General features: G+C 74.8%; 26 protein-coding genes. 12 read left to right on the plus strand and 14 right to left on the minus strand.

Translation table 11 applies throughout. The features are described from left to right. Nucleotides 1-27: 27 nt before the first annotated feature. Both ACWDAS_RS25180 and ACWDAS_RS25185 read left to right on the plus strand, forming a co-directional pair. Complete coding sequence (locus ACWDAS_RS25180; protein ID WP_450394921.1) at nucleotides 28-585, plus strand: YbaK/EbsC family protein; 558 nt, start codon at nucleotides 28-30, stop codon at nucleotides 583-585. After that, a complete protein-coding gene (locus tag ACWDAS_RS25185; protein WP_450394923.1) occupies nucleotides 582-1403 on the plus strand; it encodes a GNAT family N-acetyltransferase in 822 nt (273 codons plus the stop codon). Before ACWDAS_RS25180 ends, ACWDAS_RS25185 begins: the two co-directional genes overlap by 4 nt. Here the strand turns inward: ACWDAS_RS25185 and ACWDAS_RS25190 are convergent. Both ACWDAS_RS25190 and ACWDAS_RS25195 read right to left on the minus strand, forming a co-directional pair. Further along, nucleotides 1378-1896, minus strand: coding sequence for a GNAT family N-acetyltransferase (locus ACWDAS_RS25190; RefSeq protein ID WP_450394926.1), 519 nt, complete (start codon nucleotides 1894-1896; stop codon nucleotides 1378-1380). The genes ACWDAS_RS25185 and ACWDAS_RS25190 overlap by 26 nt on opposite strands. A gap of 83 nt (nucleotides 1897-1979) precedes the next feature. After that, nucleotides 1980-2387: a CoA-binding protein gene (locus ACWDAS_RS25195; protein ID WP_450394929.1), complete on the minus strand. Its 408-nt coding sequence runs from the start codon at nucleotides 2385-2387 to the stop codon at nucleotides 1980-1982. A 73-nt stretch (nucleotides 2388-2460) separates the two neighbouring features. On the opposite strand from ACWDAS_RS25195, the gene ACWDAS_RS25200 reads away from it, so the two are divergent. Beyond that, nucleotides 2461-3090, plus strand: a complete 630-nt coding sequence (locus ACWDAS_RS25200; protein ID WP_450394932.1) for a YigZ family protein — start codon at nucleotides 2461-2463, stop codon at nucleotides 3088-3090. On the opposite strand, the gene ACWDAS_RS25205 is transcribed toward ACWDAS_RS25200, so the two are convergent. Beyond that, on the minus strand, nucleotides 3087-3734 hold the full coding sequence (locus ACWDAS_RS25205) for a hypothetical protein (RefSeq protein ID WP_450394935.1): 648 nt from the start codon (nucleotides 3732-3734) through the stop codon (nucleotides 3087-3089). The two genes, ACWDAS_RS25200 and ACWDAS_RS25205, sit on opposite strands and share 4 nt — an antisense overlap. 278 nt (nucleotides 3735-4012) lie before the next feature. Between ACWDAS_RS25205 and ACWDAS_RS25210 the strand changes: the two genes are divergently transcribed. The 3 genes from ACWDAS_RS25210 to ACWDAS_RS25220 are packed head-to-tail and all read left to right on the plus strand — an operon-like array spanning nucleotide 4013 to nucleotide 8423. After that, nucleotides 4013-5173: an exonuclease SbcCD subunit D gene (locus ACWDAS_RS25210; RefSeq protein WP_450394937.1), complete on the plus strand. Its 1161-nt coding sequence runs from the start codon at nucleotides 4013-4015 to the stop codon at nucleotides 5171-5173. After that, on the plus strand, nucleotides 5173-5445 hold the full coding sequence (locus ACWDAS_RS25215) for a hypothetical protein (RefSeq protein WP_450394940.1): 273 nt from the start codon (nucleotides 5173-5175) through the stop codon (nucleotides 5443-5445). The genes ACWDAS_RS25210 and ACWDAS_RS25215 overlap by 1 nt, the downstream gene beginning before the upstream one ends. Then, nucleotides 5445-8423 carry an AAA family ATPase gene (locus ACWDAS_RS25220; protein WP_450394943.1) on the plus strand — a complete coding sequence of 993 codons (2979 nt, stop codon included), beginning with the start codon at nucleotides 5445-5447 and terminating at the stop codon, nucleotides 8421-8423. The genes ACWDAS_RS25215 and ACWDAS_RS25220 overlap by 1 nt, the downstream gene beginning before the upstream one ends. On the opposite strand, the gene ACWDAS_RS25225 is transcribed toward ACWDAS_RS25220, so the two are convergent. Continuing rightward, nucleotides 8388-8837: an Lrp/AsnC family transcriptional regulator gene (locus ACWDAS_RS25225; RefSeq protein WP_450394946.1), complete on the minus strand. Its 450-nt coding sequence runs from the start codon at nucleotides 8835-8837 to the stop codon at nucleotides 8388-8390. The genes ACWDAS_RS25220 and ACWDAS_RS25225 overlap by 36 nt on opposite strands. Nucleotides 8838-8931: 94 nt before the next feature. Between ACWDAS_RS25225 and ACWDAS_RS25230 the strand changes: the two genes are divergently transcribed. Continuing rightward, nucleotides 8932-9444, plus strand: a complete 513-nt coding sequence (locus tag ACWDAS_RS25230) for a rhodanese-like domain-containing protein (RefSeq protein WP_450394949.1) — start codon at nucleotides 8932-8934, stop codon at nucleotides 9442-9444. An 18-nt stretch (nucleotides 9445-9462) separates the two neighbouring features. Here ACWDAS_RS25230 and ACWDAS_RS25235 read toward each other — a convergent pair whose 3' ends face one another. The 3 genes from ACWDAS_RS25235 to ACWDAS_RS25245 all read right to left on the minus strand — a co-directional run bounded on the left by ACWDAS_RS25235 (nucleotide 9463) and on the right by ACWDAS_RS25245 (nucleotide 11254). Then, nucleotides 9463-10269 (minus strand): ATP-grasp domain-containing protein, encoded by an 807-nt coding sequence (locus ACWDAS_RS25235; protein WP_450394952.1) that lies wholly within the window; start codon nucleotides 10267-10269, stop codon nucleotides 9463-9465. A gap of 65 nt (nucleotides 10270-10334) precedes the next feature. Next, nucleotides 10335-10865 (minus strand): GNAT family N-acetyltransferase, encoded by a 531-nt coding sequence (locus tag ACWDAS_RS25240; RefSeq protein WP_450394954.1) that lies wholly within the window; start codon nucleotides 10863-10865, stop codon nucleotides 10335-10337. A gap of 185 nt (nucleotides 10866-11050) precedes the next feature. Beyond that, on the minus strand, nucleotides 11051-11254 hold the full coding sequence (locus tag ACWDAS_RS25245) for a hypothetical protein (RefSeq protein ID WP_450394957.1): 204 nt from the start codon (nucleotides 11252-11254) through the stop codon (nucleotides 11051-11053). Between the two features lie 143 nt (nucleotides 11255-11397). On the opposite strand from ACWDAS_RS25245, the gene ACWDAS_RS25250 reads away from it, so the two are divergent. Next, nucleotides 11398-11628, plus strand: coding sequence for a hypothetical protein (locus ACWDAS_RS25250; RefSeq protein WP_450394960.1), 231 nt, complete (start codon nucleotides 11398-11400; stop codon nucleotides 11626-11628). A gap of 62 nt (nucleotides 11629-11690) precedes the next feature. Here the strand turns inward: ACWDAS_RS25250 and ACWDAS_RS25255 are convergent, their stop codons facing one another. Both ACWDAS_RS25255 and ACWDAS_RS25260 read right to left on the minus strand, forming a co-directional pair. Further along, nucleotides 11691-13373, minus strand: coding sequence for a DUF885 domain-containing protein (locus tag ACWDAS_RS25255; protein ID WP_450394962.1), 1683 nt, complete (start codon nucleotides 13371-13373; stop codon nucleotides 11691-11693). Nucleotides 13374-13421: 48 nt separating this feature from the next. After that, nucleotides 13422-13904 carry an Lrp/AsnC family transcriptional regulator gene (locus ACWDAS_RS25260; RefSeq protein WP_450394964.1) on the minus strand — a complete coding sequence of 161 codons (483 nt, stop codon included), beginning with the start codon at nucleotides 13902-13904 and terminating at the stop codon, nucleotides 13422-13424. A 59-nt stretch (nucleotides 13905-13963) separates the two neighbouring features. On the opposite strand from ACWDAS_RS25260, the gene ACWDAS_RS25265 reads away from it, so the two are divergent. Beyond that, nucleotides 13964-15142, plus strand: coding sequence for a trans-sulfuration enzyme family protein (locus ACWDAS_RS25265; RefSeq protein ID WP_450394966.1), 1179 nt, complete (start codon nucleotides 13964-13966; stop codon nucleotides 15140-15142). Here the strand turns inward: ACWDAS_RS25265 and ACWDAS_RS25270 are convergent. The 3 genes from ACWDAS_RS25270 to ACWDAS_RS25280 form a co-directional block, all read right to left on the minus strand. Next, nucleotides 15096-16472, minus strand: a complete 1377-nt coding sequence (locus tag ACWDAS_RS25270; RefSeq protein ID WP_450394969.1) for an N-acetyltransferase family protein — start codon at nucleotides 16470-16472, stop codon at nucleotides 15096-15098. The two genes, ACWDAS_RS25265 and ACWDAS_RS25270, sit on opposite strands and share 47 nt — an antisense overlap. 76 nt (nucleotides 16473-16548) lie before the next feature. Beyond that, nucleotides 16549-17070 (minus strand): DUF1990 family protein, encoded by a 522-nt coding sequence (locus ACWDAS_RS25275; protein WP_450394971.1) that lies wholly within the window; start codon nucleotides 17068-17070, stop codon nucleotides 16549-16551. Nucleotides 17071-17168: 98 nt separating this feature from the next. Then, nucleotides 17169-17324 (minus strand): hypothetical protein, encoded by a 156-nt coding sequence (locus ACWDAS_RS25280; RefSeq protein ID WP_450394974.1) that lies wholly within the window; start codon nucleotides 17322-17324, stop codon nucleotides 17169-17171. A 271-nt stretch (nucleotides 17325-17595) separates the two neighbouring features. On the opposite strand from ACWDAS_RS25280, the gene ACWDAS_RS25285 reads away from it, so the two are divergent. From ACWDAS_RS25285 to ACWDAS_RS25295, 3 genes are all read left to right on the plus strand, one after another. Then, nucleotides 17596-19428 carry an HSP90 family protein gene (locus tag ACWDAS_RS25285; RefSeq protein WP_450394977.1) on the plus strand — a complete coding sequence of 611 codons (1833 nt, stop codon included), beginning with the start codon at nucleotides 17596-17598 and terminating at the stop codon, nucleotides 19426-19428. Then, on the plus strand, nucleotides 19425-22361 hold the full coding sequence (locus ACWDAS_RS25290) for a tetratricopeptide repeat protein (RefSeq protein ID WP_450394978.1): 2937 nt from the start codon (nucleotides 19425-19427) through the stop codon (nucleotides 22359-22361). Before ACWDAS_RS25285 ends, ACWDAS_RS25290 begins: the two co-directional genes overlap by 4 nt. A 166-nt stretch (nucleotides 22362-22527) precedes the next feature. After that, nucleotides 22528-24372 (plus strand): glycoside hydrolase family 15 protein, encoded by a 1845-nt coding sequence (locus tag ACWDAS_RS25295; protein ID WP_450394981.1) that lies wholly within the window; start codon nucleotides 22528-22530, stop codon nucleotides 24370-24372. On the opposite strand, the gene ACWDAS_RS25300 is transcribed toward ACWDAS_RS25295, so the two are convergent. After that, complete coding sequence (locus tag ACWDAS_RS25300) at nucleotides 24369-25130, minus strand: N-acetyltransferase (RefSeq protein WP_450394983.1); 762 nt, start codon at nucleotides 25128-25130, stop codon at nucleotides 24369-24371. The two genes, ACWDAS_RS25295 and ACWDAS_RS25300, sit on opposite strands and share 4 nt — an antisense overlap. 49 nt (nucleotides 25131-25179) lie before the next feature. Continuing rightward, nucleotides 25180-26403: an MFS transporter gene (locus ACWDAS_RS25305; protein WP_450394985.1), complete on the minus strand. Its 1224-nt coding sequence runs from the start codon at nucleotides 26401-26403 to the stop codon at nucleotides 25180-25182. Between the last annotated feature and the right edge of the window lie 28 nt (nucleotides 26404-26431).

Consider the following 26431-nt stretch of genomic DNA (forward strand, 5'->3'; position numbering starts at 1 on the left):
CTCACCGGATTTGTTAGCGTGCTGGACATGCGCGCACCCATCGGCACCTTCGCCGACGTCCACCCGGCCGTCGAACGGCTCGACCTGCTGCCGGCCTCCGTCGCCGCCGCCCTGACCGCCTGGAGCGGGGAGGTGCCCGTCGAGGAACTGCTGCTCGTGGACACCGACCCCGAGAAGGCCGACACCGCGGTCTTCGCCGAGACGTACGGCGTCGGCATGGACCAGTCCGCGAACTGCGTGGTCGTCGCGGGCAAGCGCGGCCAGGACGTGACGCTCGCCGCCTGTGTCGTCCTCGCCACCACCCGGGCCGACGTGAACGGGTTCGTGCGGCGTCACCTCGGCGTCCGCAAGGCCTCGTTCGCGCCCATGGACACCGCGGTGGGCGAGAGCGGCATGGAGTACGGCGGCATCACCCCGATCGGGCTGCCCGCCGCCTGGCCGCTGCTGGTGGACGCGGCGGTCGCGGACACCCCGTACGTGATCATCGGCAGCGGCCGCAGGCGCGGCAAGCTGCTGGTGCCGGGGAAGGCACTGGCGTCGCTGCCCGGCGTGGAACTCCTGGAAGGGCTGGGACTTCCCGCGTGACGGAACTGCTGGACCGCCTGGAGCGCTACTACGACGCCGTGCCCCGCGCGGGCGCCCGCGCCGAGGAGCTCGGCCCGCTCACGCTCTTCGTGCGCGAGGGCGTCGGCTGGCCGTTCTACGCCCGCCCGGCGCTCGGCGCGGACGGCCCGGTGCGCCGGGCCGACGTGGACCGGGTCCGGGCCCGCCAGCGCGAGCTGGGCGTACCCGAGTGCTTCGAGTGGGTCGCGGAGACCACCCCCGGGCTGCGGGAGGCGGCGGAGGCGTCAGGGCTCTCCGTCCACGCGCACCCGCTGATGGTGCTGGATCCGCTCGCCCCGCCCGCGCTGCTGCCGGAACTCCCCGCGGACGTCGCCGTCCGGGTGCTCGGGCCCGGGGACCCGGCCCTGCCCACCGCCCTCACCGTCCCGCACCTGGCCTTCGCACAGCCCGGCACGGCCATCGGCACCGCCGGCCGGGCGGATCTCGCCGCCGCGCTGCCGCTGCACGCCGGTCCGGGGCTCGTGGCGACCGCGGAGGCCCGCGTCAGGGCCGGGCTCACCGTGTTCGCCGCCGCCGTCGAGGGCGGTACGGCGCTGTGCGCGGGCCAGTACAACCCCGTGGGCGAGGTCTGCGAGATCGTCGGCGTCGGCACCCTGCCCAGCGCCCGCCGCCGCGGCCTGGCCCTCGCGGTCACCGGCGCGCTCGTCGCCGACGCCCGCGAACGGGGGCTGAGGACGGTGTTCCTGTCCGCGGGCGACGAGGACGTCGCCCGGATCTACGCCCGGCTCGGCTTCCACCGGGTCGGCACGGCCCTCATCGCGGAGCCGCCCGTCCGCTGACCCGGCGCCGCGACAGGTCCAGCGACAGCGGGATCGAATGCTCGGCGAAACCGAGGCTGCGGTAGAGCGGTTCCGCCTCCGGGGTGGCGTGCAGGTCGACGCGGGTGACGCCCTGCTCCGCGAACCACGCGAGCAGGGCCTCCGTCGTCGCCCTGGCGTAGCCCAGACCGCGGTAACGGGTGTCCGTGCAGACGTTGAAGACGAAGCCGAAGCGACCCGCCGGGTGCTGCGGGGCGGGCAGCCGCTCCTCGATCCGCCCCACCGCGCACGCGGCCAGATGCGAGCCGTCCGCGACCGCCGGGTCGCCGTCCACCACGAACGCCCCCAGCCGCCGCGTGCCGCCCCCGGCCAGCTGCTCCCGCGCCCGCTCCTTGGCGGCCGCCTCCCACGGGCCGGGCTCGTCCCGCCCGCTCATGGCCAGGAACATCAGCCTGCGCAGCCGTACCAGCTCGGCGGCGTCATCGGTTTGTGCGGGGCGTACGAGAGCGGGCATGGGTCGCACGCTACAACAGGCAACCAGGCGGTACGCAGGGGTTTTCCCCGCGCCGGACGGGCGCCGCGGGCGGGGCGCGGCAGTCAGCCGAGCCGGGGGATCTCGATCGCGGGGCAGCGGTCCATGACCATGAGCACCCCCGCGTCCCGGGTGCGGTCGTACGCGGCCTCGTCGATCACGTCGAGCTGGTACCAGACCGCCTTCGCGCCGATCGAGACGGCCTGGTCCGCGACCGCTCCGGCCAGGTCGGAGTTGACGAAGACGTCCACCACGTCCACCGGGAACGGGATGTCCGCGAGCGAGGCGTAGCCCTGCTCGCCGTGGACGGTCTCGGCCTTCGGGTGCACCGGCACCACGCGCTTGCCGTACCGCTGCAGCACCGCGGCGACGCCGTACGCCGCCCGCGAGGCGTTGTTGGACAGCCCCACCACGGCCCAGGTGTCCCCCAGGCCGGTCAGGATCTTGCGTACCGTCGCGTCGTCTCCGTACACGTCGTCCTCCCTCGGTTCCGATCCGCAGCAGTCAACCAGAGGACGCACCTGACTGTTCCCGTAGGGTGGCGGGGTGGTGGAGCGGTATCTGACGATCGGGCGCGAGCACGTCCACGAGAGCGAGATCAAGCGCTCGCGGTTCCTGTGCGCGCTGGCGCCGGTGTCCGGCGAGGAGGCGGCGCAGGAGTTCATCGCCCGCGTCCGCAGGGAGCACGCCGGGGCGACGCACAACTGCTTCGCGTACGTGATCGGCGCCGAGGGCCGGATCCACAAGGCGAGCGACGACGGGGAGCCGGGCGGCACCGCCGGCACCCCGATGCTGCAGGTGCTGCTGCGCCGCGAGGTACGGGACGTCGTCGCCGTCGTCACCCGCTACTACGGAGGCATCCAGCTCGGCGCGGGCGGCCTGGTCCGCGCCTACGGTGGAGCCGTCTCGGCGGCACTCGACGAGCTGGGCACGGTGGAGCGGCAGAAGCTCGCGCTGGTCACGGTCGTCGCCGACCACCAGCGGGCCGGGCGCATCGAGAACGACCTGCGCGCCTCCGGGCGCGCCGTGCGCGGCGTCGCCTACGGGGCGGCCGAGGTGCGCATCGAGCTGGGCGTGCCAGAGGAGGAGCTGGCCGCCTTCCGGACCTGGCTCGCCGACGCATCGGCGGGGACCGCGGGCGTGGAGGTGTCGGGCAGCGCCTTCGTGGACGTCTAGCAGATTCGGGCCCGCAGGTCAGAGGAAGTGCCCACTGGCGAGGTACGGGGCCAGGACGGGCATCCCGCGGACGGCGATGTAGCCCTCCTGCCCGATGTCGAGACGGGCGGCCAGACCGACGTCGACCGCCCACTGATTCGGCGTGGTGATGCAGTTGACCAGCGTCTCCCCCCGCGACGAGGCCAGGGCCTCCCAGAGCAGCCGCACGGCAGGCGGAACGGCACGGCGAGGGTGCCCGCGCCCACGGCAAGGCCCTCCGTCGCCACGCAGACCAGGAACACGACCCCGGGCAGCCCCCGCTCCCAGCCCCGGACCACCGCCACCAGCAGCAGCGGCCACAGCGCCGCCGACAGTGCCAGCGCGAGCGCCGCGGCCTCCTGCCACCCCTGCAGCGACAGGCACGTGCCCAGCACGCACGTCGCCGCCGCACCCGTCAGCCCGGCCGGTGTCATCGCCTCCCGCCGCCACCGCTCCCGGCCGTGCGACAGTCGTGCGGCGAACGCCCCCGCGCACACCGCCCACACCGCCCCGGCCAGGGCCAGCGCCGCCAGCGCCGCCCCCTCGTACCCGGCCAGCCGCAGCCCCGCGGAGAGGATGCCGGTCGCCATGACGGCCGCCCCGGCCGCGGGTGTCAGTGCGTTCACCGGACACACGGTGGGGTGTCGTGGCCCCGCCGATCACCCGTACACGCCGGGGTTCGCCCGTCCGGGAGGTCAGGCGGGATTCGCGTGGGTGACCTTGCCGGGTGGCCCGCGCACAACGCTTGACCGACCTTGCCCGAGTTCGGACTCCCGCGACGCGCTGACAGTGGTGGCGGATAGCCTGCTCTCGGAGCGCACGGGACCGGTGGGGACACCGGGTCCCGTGCGGAGCATGCGGAACGTGAACCGGAGGAGCGGAACATGCGGGCGGGAGAGCCGCGGTGAGGTTGCTGCACACCTCCGACTGGCATCTGGGACGGTCCTTCCACCGGGTCGGACTGCTCGACGCCCAGGCGGCGTTCATCGACCACCTGGTGGCGACGGTGGCCGAGGAGCGCGTCGACGCCGTCCTGGTCGCCGGCGACGTCTACGACCGGGCGCTGCCCTCGCTGCCCGCGGTCGAGCTGTTCGACGACGCGCTGCACCGGCTCGCCGCCCTCGGCGTGCCCACGGTGATGATCTCCGGCAACCACGACTCGGCCCGCCGGCTGGGCGTCGCCGCCGGCCTCATCGAGCGCGCCGGGATCCACCTGCGGACCGACCCGGCGGGCTGCGCCACTCCGGTCGTCCTCGCCGACGAGCACGGGCCGGTCGCCCTGTACGGCCTGCCGTACCTCGAACCCGCCCTGGTGCGCGAGCAGTTCACCCTCGACCGGGCCGGGCACACCGAGGTGCTCGGCGCCGCCATGGACCGGGTCCGCGCCGACCTGGCGGCGCGCCCGGCGGGCACCCGCTCGGTCGTGCTGGCGCACGCCTTCGTCGCGGGCGGCGCGCCCAGCGACAGTGAGCGGGACATCACGGTCGGCGGCGTGGCCGCCGTGCCCGCGGGCGTCTTCGACGGCGTCGACTATGTGGCCCTCGGCCACCTCCACGGCTGCCAGACGATCACCGACAGAGTGCGTTACTCCGGCTCCCCGCTGGCGTACTCCTTCTCCGAGGCGGACCACCGCAAGAGCATGTGGCTGGTGGACCTCGGCGCGGACGGTTCCGTCGCCGCCGAGCGCGTCGACTGCCCGGTGCCGCGTCCGCTCGCCCGGATCCGCGGGCGCCTGGAGGAACTCCTGGCGGACCCGGCGCACGAGCGGCACGAGGACTCCTGGGTGGAGGCCACCCTCACCGACCCGCACCGCCCGCACGAGCCCATGGCCCGGCTGCGCAAGCGCTTCCCGTACGCCCTCGCCCTGGCCTTCGAGCCCGAGCGCGTGGACGACGACCCCTTCGCCTCGTACGCGCAGCGGCTGCGCGGCCGCTCCGACCGGCAGATCGCCGAGGACTTCGTGGCCCACGTATGCGGTACCGGGCCCGACACCGCGGAGCGGGCGGTCCTGCGTGACGCCTTCGACGCGGTCCGCAGCGACGCCGCACGGGCGGAGACCGACTGATGCGCCTGCACCGCCTGACCCTCACCGCCTTCGGGCCGTTCGCCGGCACCCACGCCGCCGGCAGGCGGCGGGGCAACCGGCTGCGCGGCGACCACGCGGGGCCGGACACGCTCACCGGGGTCGTGGTCGACCTGACCGTGGGCGGGCGGCAGCCGGAGATCACCCGGTGCCCCGGAAAGCCGGGTACCGGACCCGACACCGCGGAGCGGGCGGTCCTGCGTGACGCCTTCGACGCGGTCCGCAGCGACGCCGCACGGGCGGAGACCGACTGATGCGCCTGCACCGCCTGACCCTCACCGCCTTCGGGCCGTTCGCCGGCACCCACGCCGTCGACTTCGACGAGCTGTCCTCGGCCGGGCTGTTCCTGCTGCACGGCGCGACCGGCGCGGGCAAGACCTCCGTCCTGGACGGTGTGTGCTTCGCCCTGTACGGCGGCGTCCCGGGCGGCCGGCAGGGCAACCGGCTGCGCAGCGACCACGCCGGGCCGGACACACCCACCGAGGTCGTGCTCGACCTCACCGTCGGCGGCCGGCGGCTGGAGATCACCCGGCGTCCCGAGCAGCCGCGCCCCAAGAAGCGCGGCAGCGGCTTCACCCTGGAGAAGGCCGTCACCCTGCTGCGCGAGCACACGGCGGGGGAGTGGCGGGCGCTCAGCAAGTCCCACCAGGAGGCGGGCGAGGAGCTCAAGCAGCTCATCGGCATGAGCAGGGAGCAGTTCTGCCAGGTCGTGCTGCTGCCGCAGGGCGAGTTCGCCACCTTCCTGCGGGCGACCGCCACCGACCGGGCCGCCCTGCTCGGCAAACTCTTCGACACCCGCCGCTTCAAGGCCGTCGAGGAGTGGCTCAGGGCGCAGCGCCGCGCCGCGGAGCAGCGCGTCGCCGCCGGCGACGACGAACTGCTGCGCCTGGCCGAGCGCATGGGCCAGGCCGCCGGTGACGACCCGGAGACCCTCGCCGCCGGGGATCCCGAACTCGCCGAGCGCATCCTGGGCTGGGCGGCCGTCCTGGCCGGCACCGCCCGGGAACGCGTCGACGCCGCCGATCTCGCGGTGACCGCCGCCGAGGACGCGCACGAGGACGCCCAGCGCGAGGCCGAGGCCGTACGGGAACTCGCCGAGAGGCAGCGCCGGCACGCCGCCGCCGGGCGTCGCGCCCGGGACATGGCCGGCGAGCGCGAGGCCCGCGCACGCGAAGAGCGGATGCTGGAGACGGCGGAGCGGGCCGCGACCGTGGTGCCCGCCCTGGAACTGCGCGAGCGGGCCGCCGCCCGGCACACCACCGCCGCCGCGCAGGAGCGCGCCGTCCGCGCGGGCCTCCCCGCCGAGCTTTACGAGGCGGGCGCGGAACAGCTCACGGAGTACGAGAACCGGCTCCGCGAGGAGCTGGGCGGCCTCGCCGACGCGGGCCGGGCCGAGCAGCGCGCCGCCGAACTGGCGAACGACCGCGGCCGCGTGGAGCGCGAGGCGGCCGCCGACGAGCAGCTGATCGCGGACGCGGCCGCCTGGCTGGACGGCTGGGAGGCCGAACGCCTCGGCCACGAACGCGCCGTCGACACCGCCCAGTCCGCCGCCACCCGTGCCGCCGAACTCTCCGGCGCCCTCGACCGGGCCCGGCGCCGCCTGGACGCCGCCCGCGAGCGCGACGCCCACGCCACCGCGCTGCTCGCCGCCGAGGAACGGCTGCGCGCCGCCCGCGACGCGGCCGCCGACGCCCGCGACCACTGGCAGGACGTCCGCGAGGCCCGGATCAACGGCATCGCCGCCGAACTGGCCGCGCAGCTCAGCCCCGGCGAGGGCTGCCTGGTCTGCGGCGCCACCGAACACCCGCACCCGGCCCGCCCCACCGGCCGTCAGGTGGGCCGCGCCGACGAGGAGGCCGCGCAGGAGGCCCAGCAGCGGGCCGCCGCCGCCCGCGACGCCGCGCAGGAGCGGGTCGTACGCGTCACCACCGCCCGCGACGCGGCCCTCGCCGTCGCGGGAGCGGAACCGGAGCCCGAACTCGCCGCCGCGCACGCCGCGCTGGAGCGGGAGTACGAGGCCGCCGTGCGGGCCGCGGCGGGTCTGCCCGCCGCCCGGCAGGCCCTCGACCGGGCCGTCGCGGAACACACCCGGCGCGCCTCGGCCCGCAACGAGGCGGAGCACCGGCTCGCCTCGCTGACCACCCGCCGTGAACTCCTCGACCAGGAGCACACCGAGCTGGCCGGCCGCCTGGCCCGCGCCCGCGGCCCGTACGCCACCGTCGCCGAGCGCCGCGCCCGGCTCGCGGCGGACGCCGAGCACGCCGCGAACGCCGCCCGCGCCGCCCGCGCCGGGCAGGAGACCGCCCGCGCGCTCAAGGACGCCGATTCCGACCTCGCCGACGCCGCCTACAAGGCCGGCTTCGGCACGCCCGAGGCCGCGGCGGCCGCGGTGCTCCCGCAGTCAGAACGGCAGCGGCTGCACCGGAGGGCGGAGGAGTGGCGCCGCGAGGAGGCCGCGGTCACCGCCGAACTCACCGCGCTGGACCTGGCCGAGGCCGCCGAGCGCCCCCCGGCCGACCCGGACGCCGCCCGGCACGCCGTCGAGGCCGCCACCGGGCGGCTGCGCGACGCCGCCGCCCGCCAGGCCGCCGCCCGCACCACCCGCGACGCCCTCGACCGGCTGCGCGCGGAGGCGCTGACCCGGAGCAGGGCACTCGCCCCGGCCCGCGAGGAGTACGCGCGGCTGCGGCGGCTGGCCGATCTGGCCACCGGCGCGGGGGAGAACACGCTGCGCATGGAGCTGGAGACCTATGTGCTGGCCGCCCGGCTGGAACAGGTCGCGGCCGCGGCGAGCGTCCGGCTGCACCGCATGTCCTCCGGGCGGTATACCCTCGTCCACACCGACGCCCGCGCCTCACGCAACGTCAAGTCGGGTCTGGGGCTGCTGGTCGTGGACTCCTGGACGGGCACCGAGCGCGACACGGCGACGCTCTCCGGCGGCGAGACCTTCTTCGCCTCCCTGGCGCTCGCCCTCGGCCTCGCCGACGTCGTCACGGACGAGGCGGGCGGCGCCCGGCTCGACACGCTCTTCATCGACGAGGGCTTCGGCAGTCTCGACGAGCAGACCCTCGACGAGGTGCTGGACGTCCTCGACGGGCTGCGCGAACGGGACCGGGCCGTCGGCATCGTCAGCCACGTGGCCGAACTGCGGCAGCGCGTCCCCGCCCAGCTGCAGGTGGTCAAGGGACAGCGCGGCTCAGCCCTCCGCCACCGCACGGCGGGCGAGCGGTGACGAGTACACGATGCTGGTCGTCACCGAGCCCAGGCCCGAGACCCGGCCGGTGATCTCCTCCAGGTGACGCATCGAGCGGGCGGTGACCTTCATGATGAAGCAGTCGTCGCCCGTGACGTGGTGCGCCTCCAGGATCTCCGGGGTCGACTCCAGCAGATCGTGGAACGGCTTGTAGTTGCCGTGCGGATAGCGCAGCCGGACGAACGCGAGGATCGGGCGGCCGATCCGCTCCAGGTCCACCACGGCGGTGTACGCCGTGATCACCCCCGCCTCCTCCAGCCGCCGTACGCGTTCGGTCACGGCACTCGGGGACATCGACACGGCGCGGGCCAGTTCGGCGTAGCTGGCCCGGCCGTCGCGCTGCAGGGCGTCCAGGATGCGCCAGTCGGTGGCGTCGAGGGAATCCACGGTCATGGTGGGTGACTACCAGGGATTTCCCCGGGCAGGCAAGGGTGACGCCGGGGAACGACCCTTCAAGCGGCCGTCCACGCCTCGTAGATTTGCCGCCATGACGACACAGACCGCCGCCTCCGCCGCCGAGACCGCCGACAACCCCGTCCTGCGCGTGCCGCCCGCCGCGCCGGCCGACGCCGCCGCGTACTTCGCCGCGAGCCTCGCCTTCCACGCCGACGTGTCCGACGTCGCCGCCGCCCTCGCCACTGCGGCGGAGACCGGCGCGGGACCCGGCTTCACCGTCGTCGACTCCCGCTCCACCCAGGCCTGGGAACAGGGCCGCATCCCCGGCGCCGTCCACCTGCCCACCGCGGACATCCCGCGGCTCGCCCCCGCCTTGCTCGACCGCGACATCCCCGTCGTCGTGTACTGCTGGGGCCCCGGCTGCAACGGCGCCACCCGCGCCGCGTACGCCCTGGCGAGCCTCGGCTACCGGGTCAAGGAGATGCTCGGCGGCATGGAGTACTGGATCCGGGAGGGCTTCGGCTACGAGACGGCCGACGGCGCCGGGCGGCGCCCCGCCGACCCGCTCACCGCGCCGGTGAGCGGGGACGACTGCGGCTGCTGACGCCGCCGCGGGGGCGGCTCACCGGACGACGGAGGCCGCGGGCCGCAGGAACCGGCGGTCCCGCGGCGCGAGCTCCGCGACCGGTGCCGCGGCACGCAGGGCGACGTCCAGCGCGGCGTCGGGGTCGCAGGCGTAATGCCCGCTCGCCCAGGCCGCGTTGGCCTCGATCACCGCCCACCCGCCGTCGATCGGGCCGACGTCGACCACGACCGCGCCGGGCAGTTCCGGCACGCCGGGGGTGAACAGCCGCCCGGCGAAGTCCCGTACCCCGTCGGACAGCGGGTCGTCGTCCAGCGGAGCCACGTCCAGGCCACCGCGGGTCGCGTAGCGGCTGCCCGCCACGACCTCGCCGTCCAGCAGGAACAGCCGGTACTCGGCGGTGAACGCCACGATGTCGCTCACCAGCACCGGCGTGTCGTCGTCCACCGCGTCCGGGCCGGGCAGGCCGCTGCCGTCGCGGTAGACGCGGGCCGGGAAGCTCTTGTCGTTCGGCGGCTTCACGAAGGCCGGACGGCGCAGTCGGCGGGCCTCCGCCAGCGTCATGAACTCGACCTGCCGCCCGAGGAGTTCGGCCGGCAGCCGGGCCAGCCAGTCCTCGTCGGCCTCCAGCAGTCCCAGGCCCAGGTCCGCCGCCACGGCGTCGGCGAACAGCGGGCCGGAGTAGAGGGCGGCCCCCGCGGTCTCCCGAGCCTCCGGAGGCACCCGCCAGGTGCGGAGGGTGTGCGACGCCATGCCGCGCCGACGGGCGGCCGCGGCCAGCGCGTGGCCGGTGGCGGTGACGCGCGGGGAGAGGAAGAGGGTCCGGGACGGGGATGCGGTGTTCACGGTCGCCGATGGTGACGCACGACGCGGTCACCGCGACAGCGAATTACGCCGCGCACCGCGTCATGTCACACCGCGGCCGGCCGCAGCTCGTACGCCCACTGGGCGTCCCGGTCCGCGACCCGCCCGAAGCCGGCCCGCGCCAGCACGCGTTGGGAGGCGCGGTTGCCGGGGTCGGTGGTGGCCAGCACGGTGCGCACCTCGGGCCGGCTCAGCGCCCACCGGGACAGGACCAGCACGGCGTCCGTCGCCCAGCCGGCGCCGCGCGCGGACTCCGACAGGTCGTAGCCGATCTCGACCACGCCGTCGACGGCCGAGGGCGGCCCGTGGAAGCCGATGCCGCCGAGGGCGAGGCCGTCGTCGGACCGCTGGATCACGAACAGCCCCCACCCCGGCGCGTACACCCCGGCGGCGGCCGCGATCGTGGTCATCCCGGCCGCGATGATCGTGCCCTCGCCGGGGCCTCCGTCGATCCACTCCAGCCCGGCCGGCTTGCCGTCCGCCAGCTGCGCCGCCTCGTCCCGCAGTTGCTCCCTCAGCACCACCCGCTCGTGCGTCAGCACCAGCCGGCCGTCTTCCCGCGAAGCATTCGGAATCATCCGTGCAACACCCCCATGCACCTCACCCTATCCGCCCCCACCGTTCCCCGTGGGCGGGTCCCCGCGCCGGGGGCGGACATCGGGCGGCGGCGCAACCCCAGGGGAAATTCGCAGGCCTCCGCCGGCCCGGGGTGGCAGGATCCGGTGCGGCTCAGGGGAAGGATGCGCATGGGGCTCGACTACACCTATGAGATCGTCGTTCCGGCCCGGGACGTCGCCGCCGCGCTGGCGGAGGTGGTGACGCTGGCGCCGCCGGCCTCGCGCGTGCCGCCGCTGACGGTGACCCTGCCCGGTGGGGAGCGCATCGTCGTCCCGTTCACCTCCGGATTCCGGAGCGAGCCGGTCGATTGCTCCACGGGCGACGTGCTGGAGCTCGACACGTCGATCATGTTCGGGGTCGACGACGCGGTACGCGCGTACCTGGAGAGCCGGGACCCCGAGGTCGACGGACTCGGGAGGGTCGCCATCGGCTACGTCTACCTGACGGTCCGGTTCGCGCCCGCGCCGCACCCCCACTACGACACTGGAGTTCATGGCGGCGACGACCGGGATGAGCCTGATGTTCGAGCGGTCCGCGAGCGTGAGATCGGTGTTCACCGGTCTCACGGCCGCCGTCGGGGGAGTGTGCTGCCTGCTCGACACCGAGACCGGCATTCACCGGATGGACTGGCTGAACGGCCGGCCGGTCCAGGAGACGGTTCCCGGCCCCCGCTTCGCCGACTACCGGGAGCTCGTGGCGGCCTGGCCCGACCTGGAGCGGTGAGCGGCGGTGTACGGCGTCCTCCCCCGGGCCGGGCCCGGGGGAGGACGGGGCACCGCCAGGCTCTAGAGCCGCGACAGCTCGTCGACGAGGTCGTCGAGGCCCAGCGAGCCCTGTGACAGCGCGGCCATGTGCCAGGCCTTGGGGTCGAAGGCGTCGCCGCGCGCCTTGCGGGCGGCTTCGCGGCCGGCGAGCCAGGCGCGCTCGCCCAGCTTGTAGCCGATGGCCTGTCCCGGCATGCCGAGGTAGCGGATGATCTCGCTGTCGAGCATGGCGGCGTTCAGCCCGTTGTAGCGCCCGAAGAACTCGCGTCCCAGCTCCGGCGTCCACGTCTCGCCCGGGCGATAGGGGCTGTCCTCCGGGATGTCCAGCTCCAGGTGCATGCCGATGTCCAGGATGACGCGGGTGGCCCGCAGCATCTGCCCGTTGAGGTAGCCGAGCCGGCGCCCCGCGTCCGTCAGGAAGCCGAGCTCGTCCATGAGGCGCTCGGCGTACAGGGCCCAGCCCTCCGCGTTGGCGCTGATCTGGCCGAGGGTGGCCTGGTAGCGGCTGAGGCGGTCCGCGACGTACACCCACTGCGCGAGCTGCAGGTGGTGGCCGGGGACGCCCTCGTGGTACCAGGTGCTGACCAGGTCCCAGACCGGGAACCGCTCGCGGCCCAGAGTGGGCAGCCAGGTGCGGCCCGGGCGGGAGAAGTCCATGGAGGGGCCCGTGTAGTACGGCGCGGCGGCGCTGCCGGGCGGGGCGATGCGGGACTCGACGTTCTTGATGGGCTCGGCGAGGTCGAAGTGGGTGCCGTCGAGCGCGGCCATGGCCTCGTCCATCAGGCCCTGCAGCCAGTCGCGGACCGCGTCGACGCCGTCGATGGCCTCGCCGGCCTCGTCCAGGTGGGCCAGGGCCTCCATCGGGGTGGAGCCGGGGAGCACCTTCTCCGCCTCGACGCGCATCTCGGCCTCGATGCGCCGGAACTCCTCCCAGCCCCACGCGTACGCCTCGTCCAGGTCGAGGTCGGAGCCCGTCCAGTAGCGGGCCCAGCGGGCGTACCGCTCGCGGCCGACGGCGTCCGGGGTTCCCTCGACGGCGGGGGCGTAGGTGTCGCGCAGCCAGTCGCGCAGGGCGGCTACCGCGGCGGTGGCGTCGGCGGCGCCGGCGTCGAGTCCGGAGCGCAGGGCTTCGGGGCCCTCCTTCACGAACTGCGCGAACCAGTCGGCACCCGCACCGGCACCCTCGCCCAGCCACTCGCCGAGCTGTTCGACGACGGTGGTGACCTGGCGCGGCCCGGCGGGCAGCTTGCGGGCGAGCCCTTCCTCCAGGGACGCCCGGTAGCCCGCCAGGGCCTCGGGCACCGCGCGCAGCCGGGCGGCGACGGCGGCCCAGTCCTCCTCGGTCTCCGTCGGCATCAGCATGAACACGCCGCGCACCGAGTGGACGGGGGAGTGCAGATTGCTCACGGCCCGCAGGCCCTCGCCCGCCTCGTGGACGGCCAGTTGCGCGGTGAGCCGTTCGCGCAGCAGCCGCGCGCAGCGGCGCTCGTCGTCGTCCGGTGCCTCGGCGGCGTCGAGTTCGGCGAGGGTGCGGCGGTCGAGCTCGGCCTGGACCTCCAGGCCGGCGGGGGTGAAGTCGGGAAGCCGGTCCCGGCCGGTCGGCACCCCCAGGTACGTGGCGGTGATGGGGTCGAGTTCGGTGACCGCGTCGACGTACGCGTCGGCGATCTGGCGGGGCAGCGCGCTGCCGGTGCTGTCGGACATGGTCACATCCTGGTACGGAGCGCCGGGCTCCGTCATCACCATTGCGGATCATATTCCTGACGTGGGCGGCAGCAGCGGTCCGCAGTCCCAGTGCTGGAAGATCAACCGGGTCTCCACGCGGGCGACTTCGGGCCGCGAGGTGAACTCGTCGACCACCAGCCGCTGGAGGTCGCCGGTGCTCGCGACGGCCACGTGCACGAGGTAGTCGTCGGGCCCGGTGAGGTGGAAGAGCGTGCGCGACTCGGGCAGCGCCCGTACGCGTTCCACGAAGGGGCCGATCAGCTCCCGGCGGTGCGGCCGCACCTGCACCGCGAGCAGCGCCTCCAGCGGCCGCCCGAGACGGGCCGGGTCGACCCGCAGTTCGTGGCCGAGGACGACGCCGGTGCGGCGCAGCCGGTTGACGCGGTCGAGGCAGGTGGACGGAGCCACGCCGACGGCGGCGGCGAGGTCCTTGTAGGTCGTCCGCGCGTCGTTCTGCAGGAGGCGTAGAATCTCGAGGTCGACCGGATCCAGAAGCACAGAATCGGACACCGGCCGAAATTAACACGGACACTTGCCGCTACGGGCCGGTAGCTGTTCAGCATCAGGCCATGGACACGACAGCATCGGCGCTCACCTGCCGCGCCCTCGCCACCGAGGCCGTGCACGCCGGCCGCGAAGATCTCGCGGACCTCGGCCTGCACGCCGTCCCCCTGGACCTGTCCACCACCTACCCCTCACGGGACAGCCGGGCGGAGGCCGCCCGCCTGGACGACTTCGCCGCGACCGGCGCCGCGCTCCAGGGCCCGCCGGTCTACTCCCGGCTCGACAACCCCACCGTCGCCCGCTTCGAGACCGCGCTCGCCCGACTGGAGGGCGCGGAGGCCGCGGTCGCCTTCGCCAGCGGCATGGCCGCCCTCACCGCCACCCTGCTGGCCCGCGCCACCATGGGCCTGCGCCACGTGGTCGCCGTCCGCCCGCTCTACGGCTGCAGCGACCACCTGCTCACCGGGGGACTCCTGGGCACCGAGGTGACCTGGACCGACCCTGCCGGCATCGCCGACGCCATCCGTCCCGACACCGGTCTGGTGATGGTGGAGACCCCGGCCAACCCGACGCTCGCCGAGGTGGACCTGCGGGCGGTCGCCCACTCCTGCGGCGAGGTGCCGCTGCTCGCGGACAACACCTTCGCCACGCCCGTCCTGCAGCGCCCCCTGGAGAGCGGCGCGAGGATCGTGCTGCACAGCGCCACCAAGTACCTGGGCGGCCACGGCGACGTCCTCGGTGGAGTGATCGCCTGCGACGAGGAGTTCGCCCGCGTGCTCCGCAAGGTGCGGTTCGCCACCGGCGGGGTGCTCCACCCCCTCGCCGGCTATCTGCTGCTGCGCGGGCTGTCCACGCTGCCCGTACGGGTGAAGGCCGCCTCGGCGACGGCGGCGGCGCTGGCCGAGCGGCTGGCCGCCGACCCGCGGGTGACGAAGGTGCACTACCCGCGGATCGGCGGCGCCATGGTCGCGTTCGAGGTGCAGGGCGACCCGCACGAGGTGATCGCCGGCGTCCGGCTGATCACCCCGGCGGTCAGCCTCGGGAGCGTCGACACCCTCATCCAGCACCCGGCCTCGATCAGCCATCGCATCGTGGACGAGGGCGACCGCCACGGCTCGGGCGTCAGCGACAAGCTGCTGCGGCTGTCCGTCGGCCTGGAGGACGTCGAGGACCTGTGGGAGGACCTGGACATCGCCCTCAGCGCAGCCGAGCGCTCGCGTCCGCGGGCGACAGCGTCGCGGTGATGACCAACGTGCCGTCCTCGACCTGGTAGTCCAGCGGCAGACCCAGGCGGCGCATCGTCGCGACCATCCCGGTGTTGGTCGCCTGGGTCACCGCGTACACGCTCCCGCATCCCGCGTCCACGGCCTGGGCGACCAGGCGGCGCAACAGCTCCAGGCCGATGCCGCGGCGCTGCCAGGCGTCCTCGACCAGCAGGGCGACCTCGGTCTCGTCGCCGTCCCACAGCAGGTGCGCGAGGGCGACGACGCGGCCGGAGACCGTCTGCACGGCGAGCGTCTGACCGAAGCGGGGGCTGAGCAGATGGGTCAGATAGCGGTCCACGTCGGCGACCGGGCCGTGGTAGCGGCGCGCCAGGGTGGCCGCGGAGCAGCGCTCGTGCAGCTCGCGGGCGGCCTCGAGGTCCTCGGGGCCGGCCCGGCGGACGGTGATCTCGTTGCCCTCGGGCAGGGTCAGGACGGAACGCTCCTCCGGGACCCTGACGCCCAGCTGGGCGTCGAGCTCGACGAGGGCGCGGGCCCGGGCGAACTCGGTCGGGGTGAAGGGGAGATAGGCGCGTTCCACGGTGATGGTGCCTCCGGCCGGATCGCGCAGCCGCATGATCGTGTCCTCCAGGGTGTCCTCGGCCGGTTCGGCGCCGGCCGTCCCGGGCGGGATGGACCTTATCGTGCACCGGCCGAACAACTGGCGCAGGGCCAGGGGCAGTTCGGCGGCGTCCATGGCGGTGCGGGTCGCGAGGGTCAGCATCCGGGTCGGGGTGTCCACCAGGTCGTGGGCGTCGGCCCGCTCGATCCAGGTGTCGCGGCCGCCCGCGCCGCCCACGGCCCGCGTCAGGTCGCCGGGGGCGAGCGCGGCCGGGGCGCGGAGCAGGAACTCGTCCACGGTGCCCTCGGCCAGCGGGTGCGTCTGGAGCGTGAGGATGTCCACGCCGTGCCCGGCCAGTGCCGCGCACAGGGCGGCGAGGCTTCCCGGCGCGTCGCGCACGGTCGTGCGCACGCGCCACAACGTGGTCTCGGCGTCCGGCCCGTTCCCTGCGGAGCTTTCCCCCTGCTCCGTCGTACGGGTCCCCGCCGGCGCCCCGCCGGGAGGTCCGGCCGGCGGCGAATGGCCGTGGTGGCGTGCCCACCATGTGTGGAAGCCGGCCGTGGCGACGAGAGCGGCGGCCGACAGGCACAGCAGGGCCGGGCCGTCGGGCGCGTGGCCCACGAGATTGGCAACGAGGTCGGCGGTGGCGACGGCCACGAAGAGCGCGGCGAGTTCGATCACATCGCGTCGCCAGTGGTGCTGCCGCCGGGCGGTGGTGGGGGTCGGTGTGGCGGAAGTCAGTTCTGGCATGCAAACACCATGCCGAACACGTGTTGCGTGATCACGAACGCTTTGTGACCGACGGGTAAAGGGTGTCCCATGTCGGTTAACTCCCCCTTTCAACAGTTCTGTCCTGCGACAATCGGCGGAGGCACCGGCCGTACCAACGTGCCATGCCACGCTGAGTGACGCGTCCCAGGGGGCCCAGTAGACCCACGTACCACGCTCCCGGTCCACTGAAGGCCGTGACATCCAGCCACACGGAGCCGTCCGGTGCGAGGCTGACCACGAACGCCTCCTCCCCCCGCTCCGGGTGGCCGGCGAGCGTTCCGTACGCGAACCCGGTCCGCTCCGGGCCGCGTTCGGCCCACACCACCTCGCACGGCGCCCGCAGCGGGCCGATCCGCAGGGGCACGCGCACCCCCGGCGCCGCGTCCGGGGTGTCGGCGGGCACCCGCAGTCCCGTGGCGCGGTGCATCCGCCAGTCCATCAGGGCCCGGCCGGCCGCGGCGAGCACCTCGGGGCCCTCGCCGAGCCGCGTCCGCTCGTGCAGCCGGTGGAACCCGGGGGGCGTGGGGCCGCCGTCCCGGGTCACCCCGACCTGGTCGTAGGTGAAACCGCCTGTCACGGCGCCATCCTCCCAAGCCGTCAGGATCCCGCGGAGCACCTTCCCGGTCGCTCCACGAGGTCTCGAAATCGCCGTATTGCCCCGGCGATTTGCACATGCTAAGCCCCCGGGGGTGCCGCCCGCTCGTCGACCGCCGCCGGCCTCCCCGGCAGTGCCGGCGCGGCCGCGGCGGGCACCAGCAGCACCCCGGAGGCCGCCGGCCCGCCCCGCAGCACCGCGCGCCGCCCCACCGTGCTCCCGGATCCGTCCGCCATCCTGGCCTCCCAAGTCACCAGCCGCGTACGCCGAATTGCGTCCGGCCCCCGCTCCTGCTCGCGCCGCGTGCCGTCGATCCGAACGCCCGGTGAACAACCGCCCCGCACCGTGCGGCGGCTCCCGCCCGCTCCCGTGTCCCCGCGCGCACCGAAACCCCCTGGTCACGCCGGGCCCCACCGCCATACGATGTCCCGCAATCCAGCGGCCGCGATCACCCGATCGCCCTACCCGCGCCCCGTCCCTCCCCGGGAATTCACCGGCGCCCCCACCATGACTGCAGATCAGACACCACACACCTTCCAGGTCGACCTGCGCGGCCTGGTGGACCTGCTCTCCCACCACCTCTACTCCAGCCCCAAGGTCTACCTGCGCGAACTGCTGCAGAACGGCGTCGACGCGATCACCGCCCGCCGGGCCGAACAGCCGGACGCCCCCGCCCGGGTGCGCCTGTACGCCGAGGGCGACCGGCTGCGCGTGGAGGACACCGGCATCGGGCTCACCGAGGCGGACGTGCACAGCCTGCTGGCCACCATCGGCCGCAGTTCCAAGCGCGACGGACTCGAGAGCGCTCGCTCGGAATTCCTCGGCCAGTTCGGCATCGGGCTGCTCGCCTGTTTCGTCGTCGCCGGGGAGATCCGCGTCGTCAGCCGGTCCGCCCGGACCCCGGACGCCCCGCCCGTCGAGTGGACCGCCCGCGACGACGGCTCGTACACCGTCCGCACGCTGCCCGAGCAGGCCCGCCCCGAGCCCGGCACGACCGTCCACCTCGCCGCGCGGCCCGGCGCCGCGGAGTGGCTGACGGAGGAGCGGGTCCGCGCCCTCGCCAAGGACTTCGGCTCGCTGCTGCCCTACGACGTGCGGGTCGGCGACACCCCCGTCACCGAGCGGCCGCCGGTGTGGGAGCGCCCGCACCCCGGGCCGGCCGCCCGCCGTGTCGCGCTCGCCCGTCACTGCCACGAGCAGTTCGGCTTCACCCCGCTCGACGTCATCGACCTCGACGTCCCCCTCGCGGGCGTGCGCGGCGTCGGCTACGTCCTGCCCGCCGCGGTCAGCCCCGCCCAGCGCGCCGGTCACCGCGTCCACCTCAAGGGCATGCTGCTCACCGACCGCGCCGACGAACTCCTCCCGGACTGGGCGTTCTTCATCCGCTGCGTGATCGACACCGACAGCCTGCGCCCCACGGCCTCCCGTGAGGGCCTCTACGCCGACGAGACCCTCGCCGCCGTCCGCGAGGCCCTGGGCGAGCGCATCCGCGGCTGGCTGACCGAACTCGCCGCGGGCGACCAGGACCGGCTCGCCCAGTTCCTGGCCGTCCACCACCTCGGCGTCAAGTCGCTGGCCCGGCACGACGCGGGCATGCTGCGCACCATGCTGCCGTGGCTGCCCTTCGAGACCACCGACGGGCAGCTGTCGCTGGAGGAGTTCGCCCGCCGCCACCCCGTCGTCCACTTCACCCGGACCGTCGAGGAGTACCGGCAGGTCGCGGCGATCGCCTCCGCGCAGGGAATCGGCGTGGTCAACGGCGGTTACACCTACGACGCGGACCTGGTGGAGCTGCTGCCCACGGTGCGCCCCGGCACCGTCGTCGCCGAACTCGACGCCGACACCGTCACCGCGCACCTCGACCCCGTGGACCCCGCCGCGGAACTGGCCCTCTCCGGCTTCCTCGGCGCCGCCCGCGCCAAGCTCGACGCCCTCGGCTGCGACGTGTCGCTGCGCACCTTCCACCCGGTCACCGTCCCCGCCCTCCACCTGGACGACCGGGCCGCCCGTCACGAACGCGCCCGCGCCGAGGAGGAGGAGCAGGCCGACGAACTGTGGGCCGGCATCCTCGGCTCCCTGCGCGGCGGCACCCCGCGCGCCCGGCTCGTCCTGAACCACCTCAACCCGCTGGTCCGCCGGATCAGCGGCCTCACCGATCCCGAGCTCGTCGGCACCGCCGCCGAGGCGCTGTACGGCCAGGCCCTGCTGATGGCACAGCGCCCGCTGCGCCCCGCCGACTCCGCGCTCCTCAACCGGGCCTTCCTCGGCCTGCTCCAGTGGGCGGCCCAGCCCGTCGACGCCGCCACCCCCGCCGACGCCGAACCGGAGGACGGCCGATGAGCACCCAGGACCCCGCGGTCGCGACCATACGCCGTGCCCTGCAGCAGAACCGGGAGGAGCCCGAGGGCCGAGCCCGCAACGCCGGCGCCGAGCGGCTCGTCGCCGAGGCCGAGGCCACCGGCGACACCCCGCTGCTTCTGGACGCCCTGTTCAACCTCGCCAACGCCTACGCGTACAGCAGCGAGAAGGACAAGTTCTTCGTCCCCTTCGCCCGGCTGCTGCGCATGTGGGACGAGCGTCCCGGCGACTTCGACGGCGCGAACACCCACCACCTGCACTGGATCTTCAAGTGGGTGTCCAACGGGATGCTCGACCAGCCCGACGTCCCGCTCGCCTCCATCGAGAAGTGGCAGCGCGAGATGGAGCACCGCTACCGCCTCGCCGGCCACTCCGAACGCGCCGTGCGCCAGGGCGAGTTCCGCATCGCCCGGCACCTCGGTGACACCGGGCGTGCCGCGGCCGCCCACGCCGCGTGGCTCGCCGCCGACCGCGACAGCATGGCCGACTGCCACGCCTGCGAACTCCACGGCCAGGGCAACTGGCAGGTCGAGTGCGGTCAGGACGCCGAGGCCCTCACCACCTGGGAGCCCGTCCTCGCGGGCCGGTACACCTGCGCCCACGAGCCGCACAACGTGCTGGCGTCCTCCCTGCTGCCGCTGGTCCGTCTCGGCCGCCTCGACGAGGCGCGCGCCCATCATCTGCGCGGCTACCGCCTGGTGCGCTCCATGGAGAGCATGCGCGGCGCCGTGGCGGGCCACGTCGAGTTCTGCGCCCTGACCGGCAACGAGGCCCGGGCCCTGGAGATCCTCGCCGAGCACCCCGCGTACTTCACCGACACCGGCGACCCCGACACGCTGATGGACTACCTCGCGGTCACCGGGGTCCTCATGCGCCGCCTGGTCGCGCTCGGCCACGCCGACCAGCACGTCCCCGGCCCCGCCGGCACCGAGTGGACCGCCCGCGAACTGCTCGCCCACGCCGAGCGCGAGGCCGGTGCCGTCGCCGCGCGCTTCGACGCCCGCAACGGCAACGGCACCGTCGGCCGCCGTATGCGCGAGCGCCTCGGCGCCGAGCCGCTCACGGAGCGGCTCCCGCTGGGCGTGCGGGCGCGGCACCGCCTGGTGACGCCCGCGCGCCCGCGGTCCGCGCCGGTCCCCGAGGCGGCCGCGGCCCCCGAGGGTGCCGAGGACGTGCCTTCGCTGCTCGCCGAGGCCCGCCGGCTCAGCGGTGCCCAGCACCCCACCGCGCGCGCCGCCTGGGCCGCCCTGGGCCGCGCCGCCGAGCGCACCGGAGCGGAGCTCGACGAGCGGGCCCGGGCCGAGGTCGCCGACCACGCGGGCATCGACGCCTTCGAGGACCCCGGCACTGCCGTCCCGCTCTTCGACACCGCCGCCGCGTTGTTCGAGGCCGTGGGGGACGCGGGCGAGGCCGCCGCCTGCCGGGCCCGCGCCGCGTACGCGGTCGCCGTCGCGGAGCGGAGCGAGGAGGCACTTGCCGCGCTCGACACCGCCGTCGAGGCGCTGCGCGAGCTGCACGGCGCGGGCCGGGCCACCGCCCGCCAGCTCTGCGGTGCCTGGCTCGCCCGGCTCCATCTGCGGCAGCCGAGCGCCGAGGGCGAGGCGGAGCTGCGGCGGATCGTCGACTTCGCCGAGGAGCACCGAGACGAGGAGCGGATGCTCGGCCGGCTCGCCGACGCGACCACCCTGCTCGCCCGCTACGCCGTCGCGCGCGGCGACGCGGCGACCGCGGCGGAGCTCTTCGCACGGGCCGCCCGCGCCAACCACGAGGCGGGGACGCCCTGGCACGCCGCCGAGCCGGAGGCGCTTCTCGCCGACCTGTCCCTGGAGCACGACGACCACACCACCGCCGAGGAGTCCGCCCGCGCCGCACTGGAGCACGGCGCCGACGTCCTCCGCCCGGTGCACCGCGCCCACCTGCACACCGTGCTGGCCTCCGCGCTCGCCGCCCGCGGCGCCGACGCCGAGGCCGCCGACACCGCCCTGGAGGGCGCCCACTGGGCCGACGAGGCCGACGCGTCCGAGGAGCTCGGCTCCCTGGCCCGGCTCGTGCTCGGCGGGGCACTGCTGCGCCAGGGCCGGGCCGCCGAGTCCGCCACCGTCCTGGAGACCGCCCTGCCCGACCTGGAGCGCGTCCACCACGACGGCCGGGTCGTCCAGGCCCGCTGGTGGCTGGGGGAGGGACTGCGCGACCTGGACGAGCCGCGTGCCGCCGCCGAGCAGTTCCTGCTCGCCGCCGAGATCGCCAAGGGCTGGGACGAGCAGCAGGACCACGCCGTCCTGGCGAACCTCGCCGCCGACTGCCTGGAGCGGGCCGGCATGATCGACGAGGCCGTGCGGGCCTACACCCGGGCCGGTGAGCTGTGGCGCGCGCTGGAGCGCCCGGTCCCGCTCGTGCGCACCCTGCGCGCCCGGGCCTGGCTCGCCCTCCACGACGGCCAGGGCGGCCTGCCCGAGGGCCGGCCCGTCATGGCCGAGGCCGCCGCGGTGGCCGAGGAGGCGCTGGCCGCCGCGACGGCGGCAGGCGACGAGCCGACCGCCGCGCAACTGCGCGCCGAACTGGCGGGGACCTACCGGCAGACCGGTGAACTGATCGTGCGCTCCTGCCCGGACGAGCCCGGCGACGAGGACGAGGACGGCTCGGCGCGCGCCGCGTACGAGGAGGGCCTGGCCTGCGCCGAGCGCGCGATCGCCACCTTCGATCCCGGCCCCGCCCGCAGTGCCGCCCAGCTCATGGCCGCCTGGCTGGAGGCCGACCTGGGGCGGCGCACCGAGGCAGCGGCCCGGGCCCGTGCGGTGATCGCCCTGTACGAGGGCCAGGACGACGAGATCGCCGGGCAGCGGCTCGCCGAGGCCCGCTCCGTCATCGAGTACGCCACGGAGGCGTCCGGCGAGCGGGCCAAGGAAGAGGAGTAGGAAGAGCCCTGGCAGGAGACCCGGGAACAGGCGCGAGAACAGGCGCGAGAACAGGCTCGGGAACGGGCCGGCGGACGGTCCGGGAACACGCCGGGAAAGGAGGGGATGCGGAGAGTTAGTCTAAAAGGTGGCTTTCGCCGTTTTCCCGGCATGTGAGGAGGCCACCGTGACAGCCGAAGCCCTCCAGCCCCGGTTCGCACCGGCCGGCGGCGACCGGTATCTGCCGATCGCCGCCCACGGTCTCATCGGCGATCTGCGCAGCGCCGCGCTCGTCGGCACGAACGGGACCATCGACTGGTACTGCAGTGGGCGCTTCGACGCGCCCAGCATCTTCGCCTCGATCCTCGACGCCGACCGGGGCGGCAACTTCGAGCTGGCCGCGGACGTGCCCGCGCAGACCAAGCAGTTCTACTTCCCCGACACCAATGTGCTGATCACCCGCTTCTTCGCCGAGGACGGCATGGGCGAGGTCCAGGACTTCATGCCCGTCGTCGACGACTCCATCGAGGCCGACCGGCACCGCCTGATCCGCCGCGTGGTGTGCGTCCGGGGCATGCTGCCCTTCAAGGTCCGGGTGGCACCGCGCTTCGCCTACGGCACCGTGCCGCACACCGTGCACATGAACGGCATGCAGGCGGTCTTCGCCACCCCCGCCCAGACCCTCGCGCTGACCTGCTCGGTGCCGCTGGAGCACGACGGCCTGGACGTCTGGGCCCAGTTCAAACTGGCCGAGGGCGAGACCGCGGTCTTCGCCCTGGACCAGGTCGGCGACGGGGTCCTTCCCCGGGGCTGCCCGCTGACCGAGGCCGAGGACCAGTTCGAGAAGACGGTGCACTACTGGCGGCGCTGGCTCTCCCAGTCGAAGTACCGCGGACGCTGGCGCGAGATGGTGCACCGCTCCGCGCTCACCCTCAAACTGCTCACCTACGCCCCGACCGGCGCCATCATCGCCGCGCCCACCACCAGCCTCCCCGAGCGCATCGGCGGCGAGCGCAACTGGGACTACCGCTACGTCTGGATCCGCGACGCCGCCTTCTGCGTGTACGCGCTGCTCCGGCTGGGCTTCACCGAAGAGGCCGAGGCCTTCATGAACTTCCTGTCCGACCGCGTCTGCGTCGGGGGGCCCGGCTGTACCGCCGGCCCGTTGCAGATCATGTACGGCATCGACGGCCGCTCGGAGCTGCCGGAACGGGAACTGCCCCACCTGGAGGGCTACGCGGGCTCCGCGCCGGTCCGGGTCGGCAACAGCGCCGTCCACCAGCTCCAGCTGGACATCTACGGCGAGCTGATCGACTCCCTCTATCTGTACGACAAGTGGGGCAAGCCGATCTCCAGCGCCCACTGGGACACCGTCTGCGAACTCGTGGACTGGGTCTGCGACAACTGGGACCAGCCCGACGAGGGCATCTGGGAGACCCGCGGCGGCCGCAAGAACTTCCTGTACTCCCGCGTGATGTGCTGGGTGGCGATCGAACGCGGCATCCGCATGGCGAACCACCGCGGCCTGCCCGCCAACCGCGAGCGCTGGTACGGGGCCCGCGACGCGATCTACCGGCGGATCATGAGGAACGGCTGGTCGCAGGCGCGCGGTGCCTTCACCCAGAGCGAGGGCGAGGACGTCCTGGACGCGTCGGTGCTGATGATGCCGCTGTCCAAGTTCATCTCGCCGACCGACCCCAAGTGGCTCTCGACGCTCGAAGCCCTCGGCAAGGACCTCGTCTCCGACTCCCTGGTCTACCGCTACGACCCCCAGGCGAGCCCGGACGGTCTGCCCGGCGACGAGGGCACGTTCTCCATCTGCTCCTTCTGGTACGTCGAGGCCCTCACCCGGGCCGGACGCAAGGACGAGGCCCGGCTGGCCTTCGAGAAGATGCTGACCTACGCCAACCACGTGGGCCTGTACGCCGAGGAGATCGACCGCACCGGGGAGCTGCGCGGCAACTTCCCGCAGGCGTTCACGCACCTCTCCCTGATCAGCGCGGCCTTCAACCTCGACCGGGCCCTGGGCTAGCCCCGGCCCGTGCCGTGCCGGACCCAGACGTTGGGTTCGACGTAGACGGCGTGGTCGTGCGCGGTGTCGCAGTGCACCGGCACCAGGGCGCCGGGCACCTCGACGGCGCCGTCGCGGTCGAAGGGGAGCCCCGTCCAGCGGCGCCACTGGGTCAGTGTGCCGCTGACCGTCATGGAGGCCGGCGCGACCTTCTCGATGACGCCGCCCGCCTTGACGTGCACGCGCAGCCACGGGTCCTCGGGGAGTCCGTCCTCCCGCAGCAGGCGGATGTAGTCGGCCATGGGGACGCGCGGCCGCAGGTGCTTGGCCGTGGGGCGGACCGGGGCGAGGAGCGCGCGGTGCCCCAGGTCGCGCGCGGTGTCGCGGAGTGCGGCCACCATGCGGTGGGACAGGCCCCGGCCGAGGTATCCGGTGTCGATGGTGATCTCCAGCGCGCTGGCGGCCGTCGGCGGGTGCCCGTCGCGCAGGTCGGCGTAAGCCCACACCAGCACGCGGTCCCAGCCCTGGTCGGGGGTCTCCTCCCGGCCCTCGCGGGCGGCGTCGAAGGGGACGGCGAACCCCCGCGCGACGACGCGGTCGCCGTCGGTCGCGACCACGCAGTACTGGGGGAAGTCCTCGGCCACACGGTGCAGCAGCGCGCCGGCGACCGGGTCCTGCGGGACGAACGCCGGCCAGTTCTCGGAGATCTCGTAGAGCCGGGGGATCAGGGCGGGGCGCTCGGCGAGCGGGGTGATGCGGAGGGTACCGGTGTCTGTCACGACGCGGCACCCTGCCAGAGGCGCCACCGCCACCGCATCCTCTTTTCCGTCAGGCCGCCCGGCCGACGTCCGAGCGGGCCATGACCGCGGCGGCGGCCCGGCGGCCGACCGCCACGGCGCCCCGGCCCCAGGTCCCGGCCCCGGCACCCCGGGCCACCGCGGTGAGCGGCACGGCCGCGAGCAGCAGCAGGCAGGCCAGGACCGCGCCCATCACCGGGAAGCCCAGGCCGGCGCCGAGCAGCGCGCCGGTCAGCGGCCCGCAGGCCACCCCGAGCGAGGACGCCGAACCGGCGTACACCGCCCATCGGCCCCGCGGGTCGAGGGCGGCGGCGAGGCCGATCACGTACGAGAGCACCATCGGGTAGACGGTGTTCCACAGCACCTCGCCCACGGCGAAGGCGGCCGCGTCGCGCGCTGAGGCGCTGGCGGCCACGCAGACGGCGATCACGACCGTGCCGGCTCCGATGGGCATCGCGCGGCCGAACCGGGGACCGATGACGCCCGCGGCGACGACGCCGACCAGGCCACCGCCGAGGGCGACCGCGAACACCGAGCCGATCGCCTCCTCCGACAGACCCACGCGGTCCAGCCCGATGCGGCCGCTCACTCCCCACAGCGCGTTCTGCGCCAGGGACCAGCACAGCATCGACCCGGCGAGCACCACGCCGGCCCCGAGGTGCGGCAGCGGCAGCCCGGCGCGCGGTTCCGCGGCCGCGGCCCGCGGGCACGGCGCCGCGGGCAGCCGACCGGTCAGCGGGAGGACGAGCAGGGCGGTCGCCGCGATGGCCGCGAAGGGCAGGGCGTGGCCGCCACCGAGCCGCGGCAGGACGAGGTAGAGCGCCCCGGCCGTCGCCGAGGTGGTCAGCAGCGCGAGCACGGTCACGCGGTGGGGCTCCCGCTCCCCGGCGATGCCCACGGCGGCAACGGCCGTCGACGTGCCTGAGCCGAAGCCGCCGGCGACGCAGCCGAGGACGACCAGCGCCACGTGCTCCGTGGCCGCGGCCGCGGTGAAGCCGCCCGCGATCAGCAGCAGGCCGTACCGTGCCGGCCGCACCGGGCCGATCCGGTCGACCCGTGAGGCCAGCGTGAACCCGGCACACGCCGAGCCGAGCAGCAGCGCGCTGCCGACCGCCCCGGCCTGGGAACCGCTCAGGGCGAGTCCGGTGGTGAGGCGGCCGACGACGGTCGGCATGAGGTACGGCGCGAGGTAGCCGGCGCAGAAGAGCGCGACGAGCGGCAGCAGGGCGCGCGAGGGCGCGGTCCGCGAAGACATGGGCGTTCCTGGGGGAGGGACGGCCGAA

Source organism: Streptomyces sp. NPDC001070 (assembly GCF_053598835.1).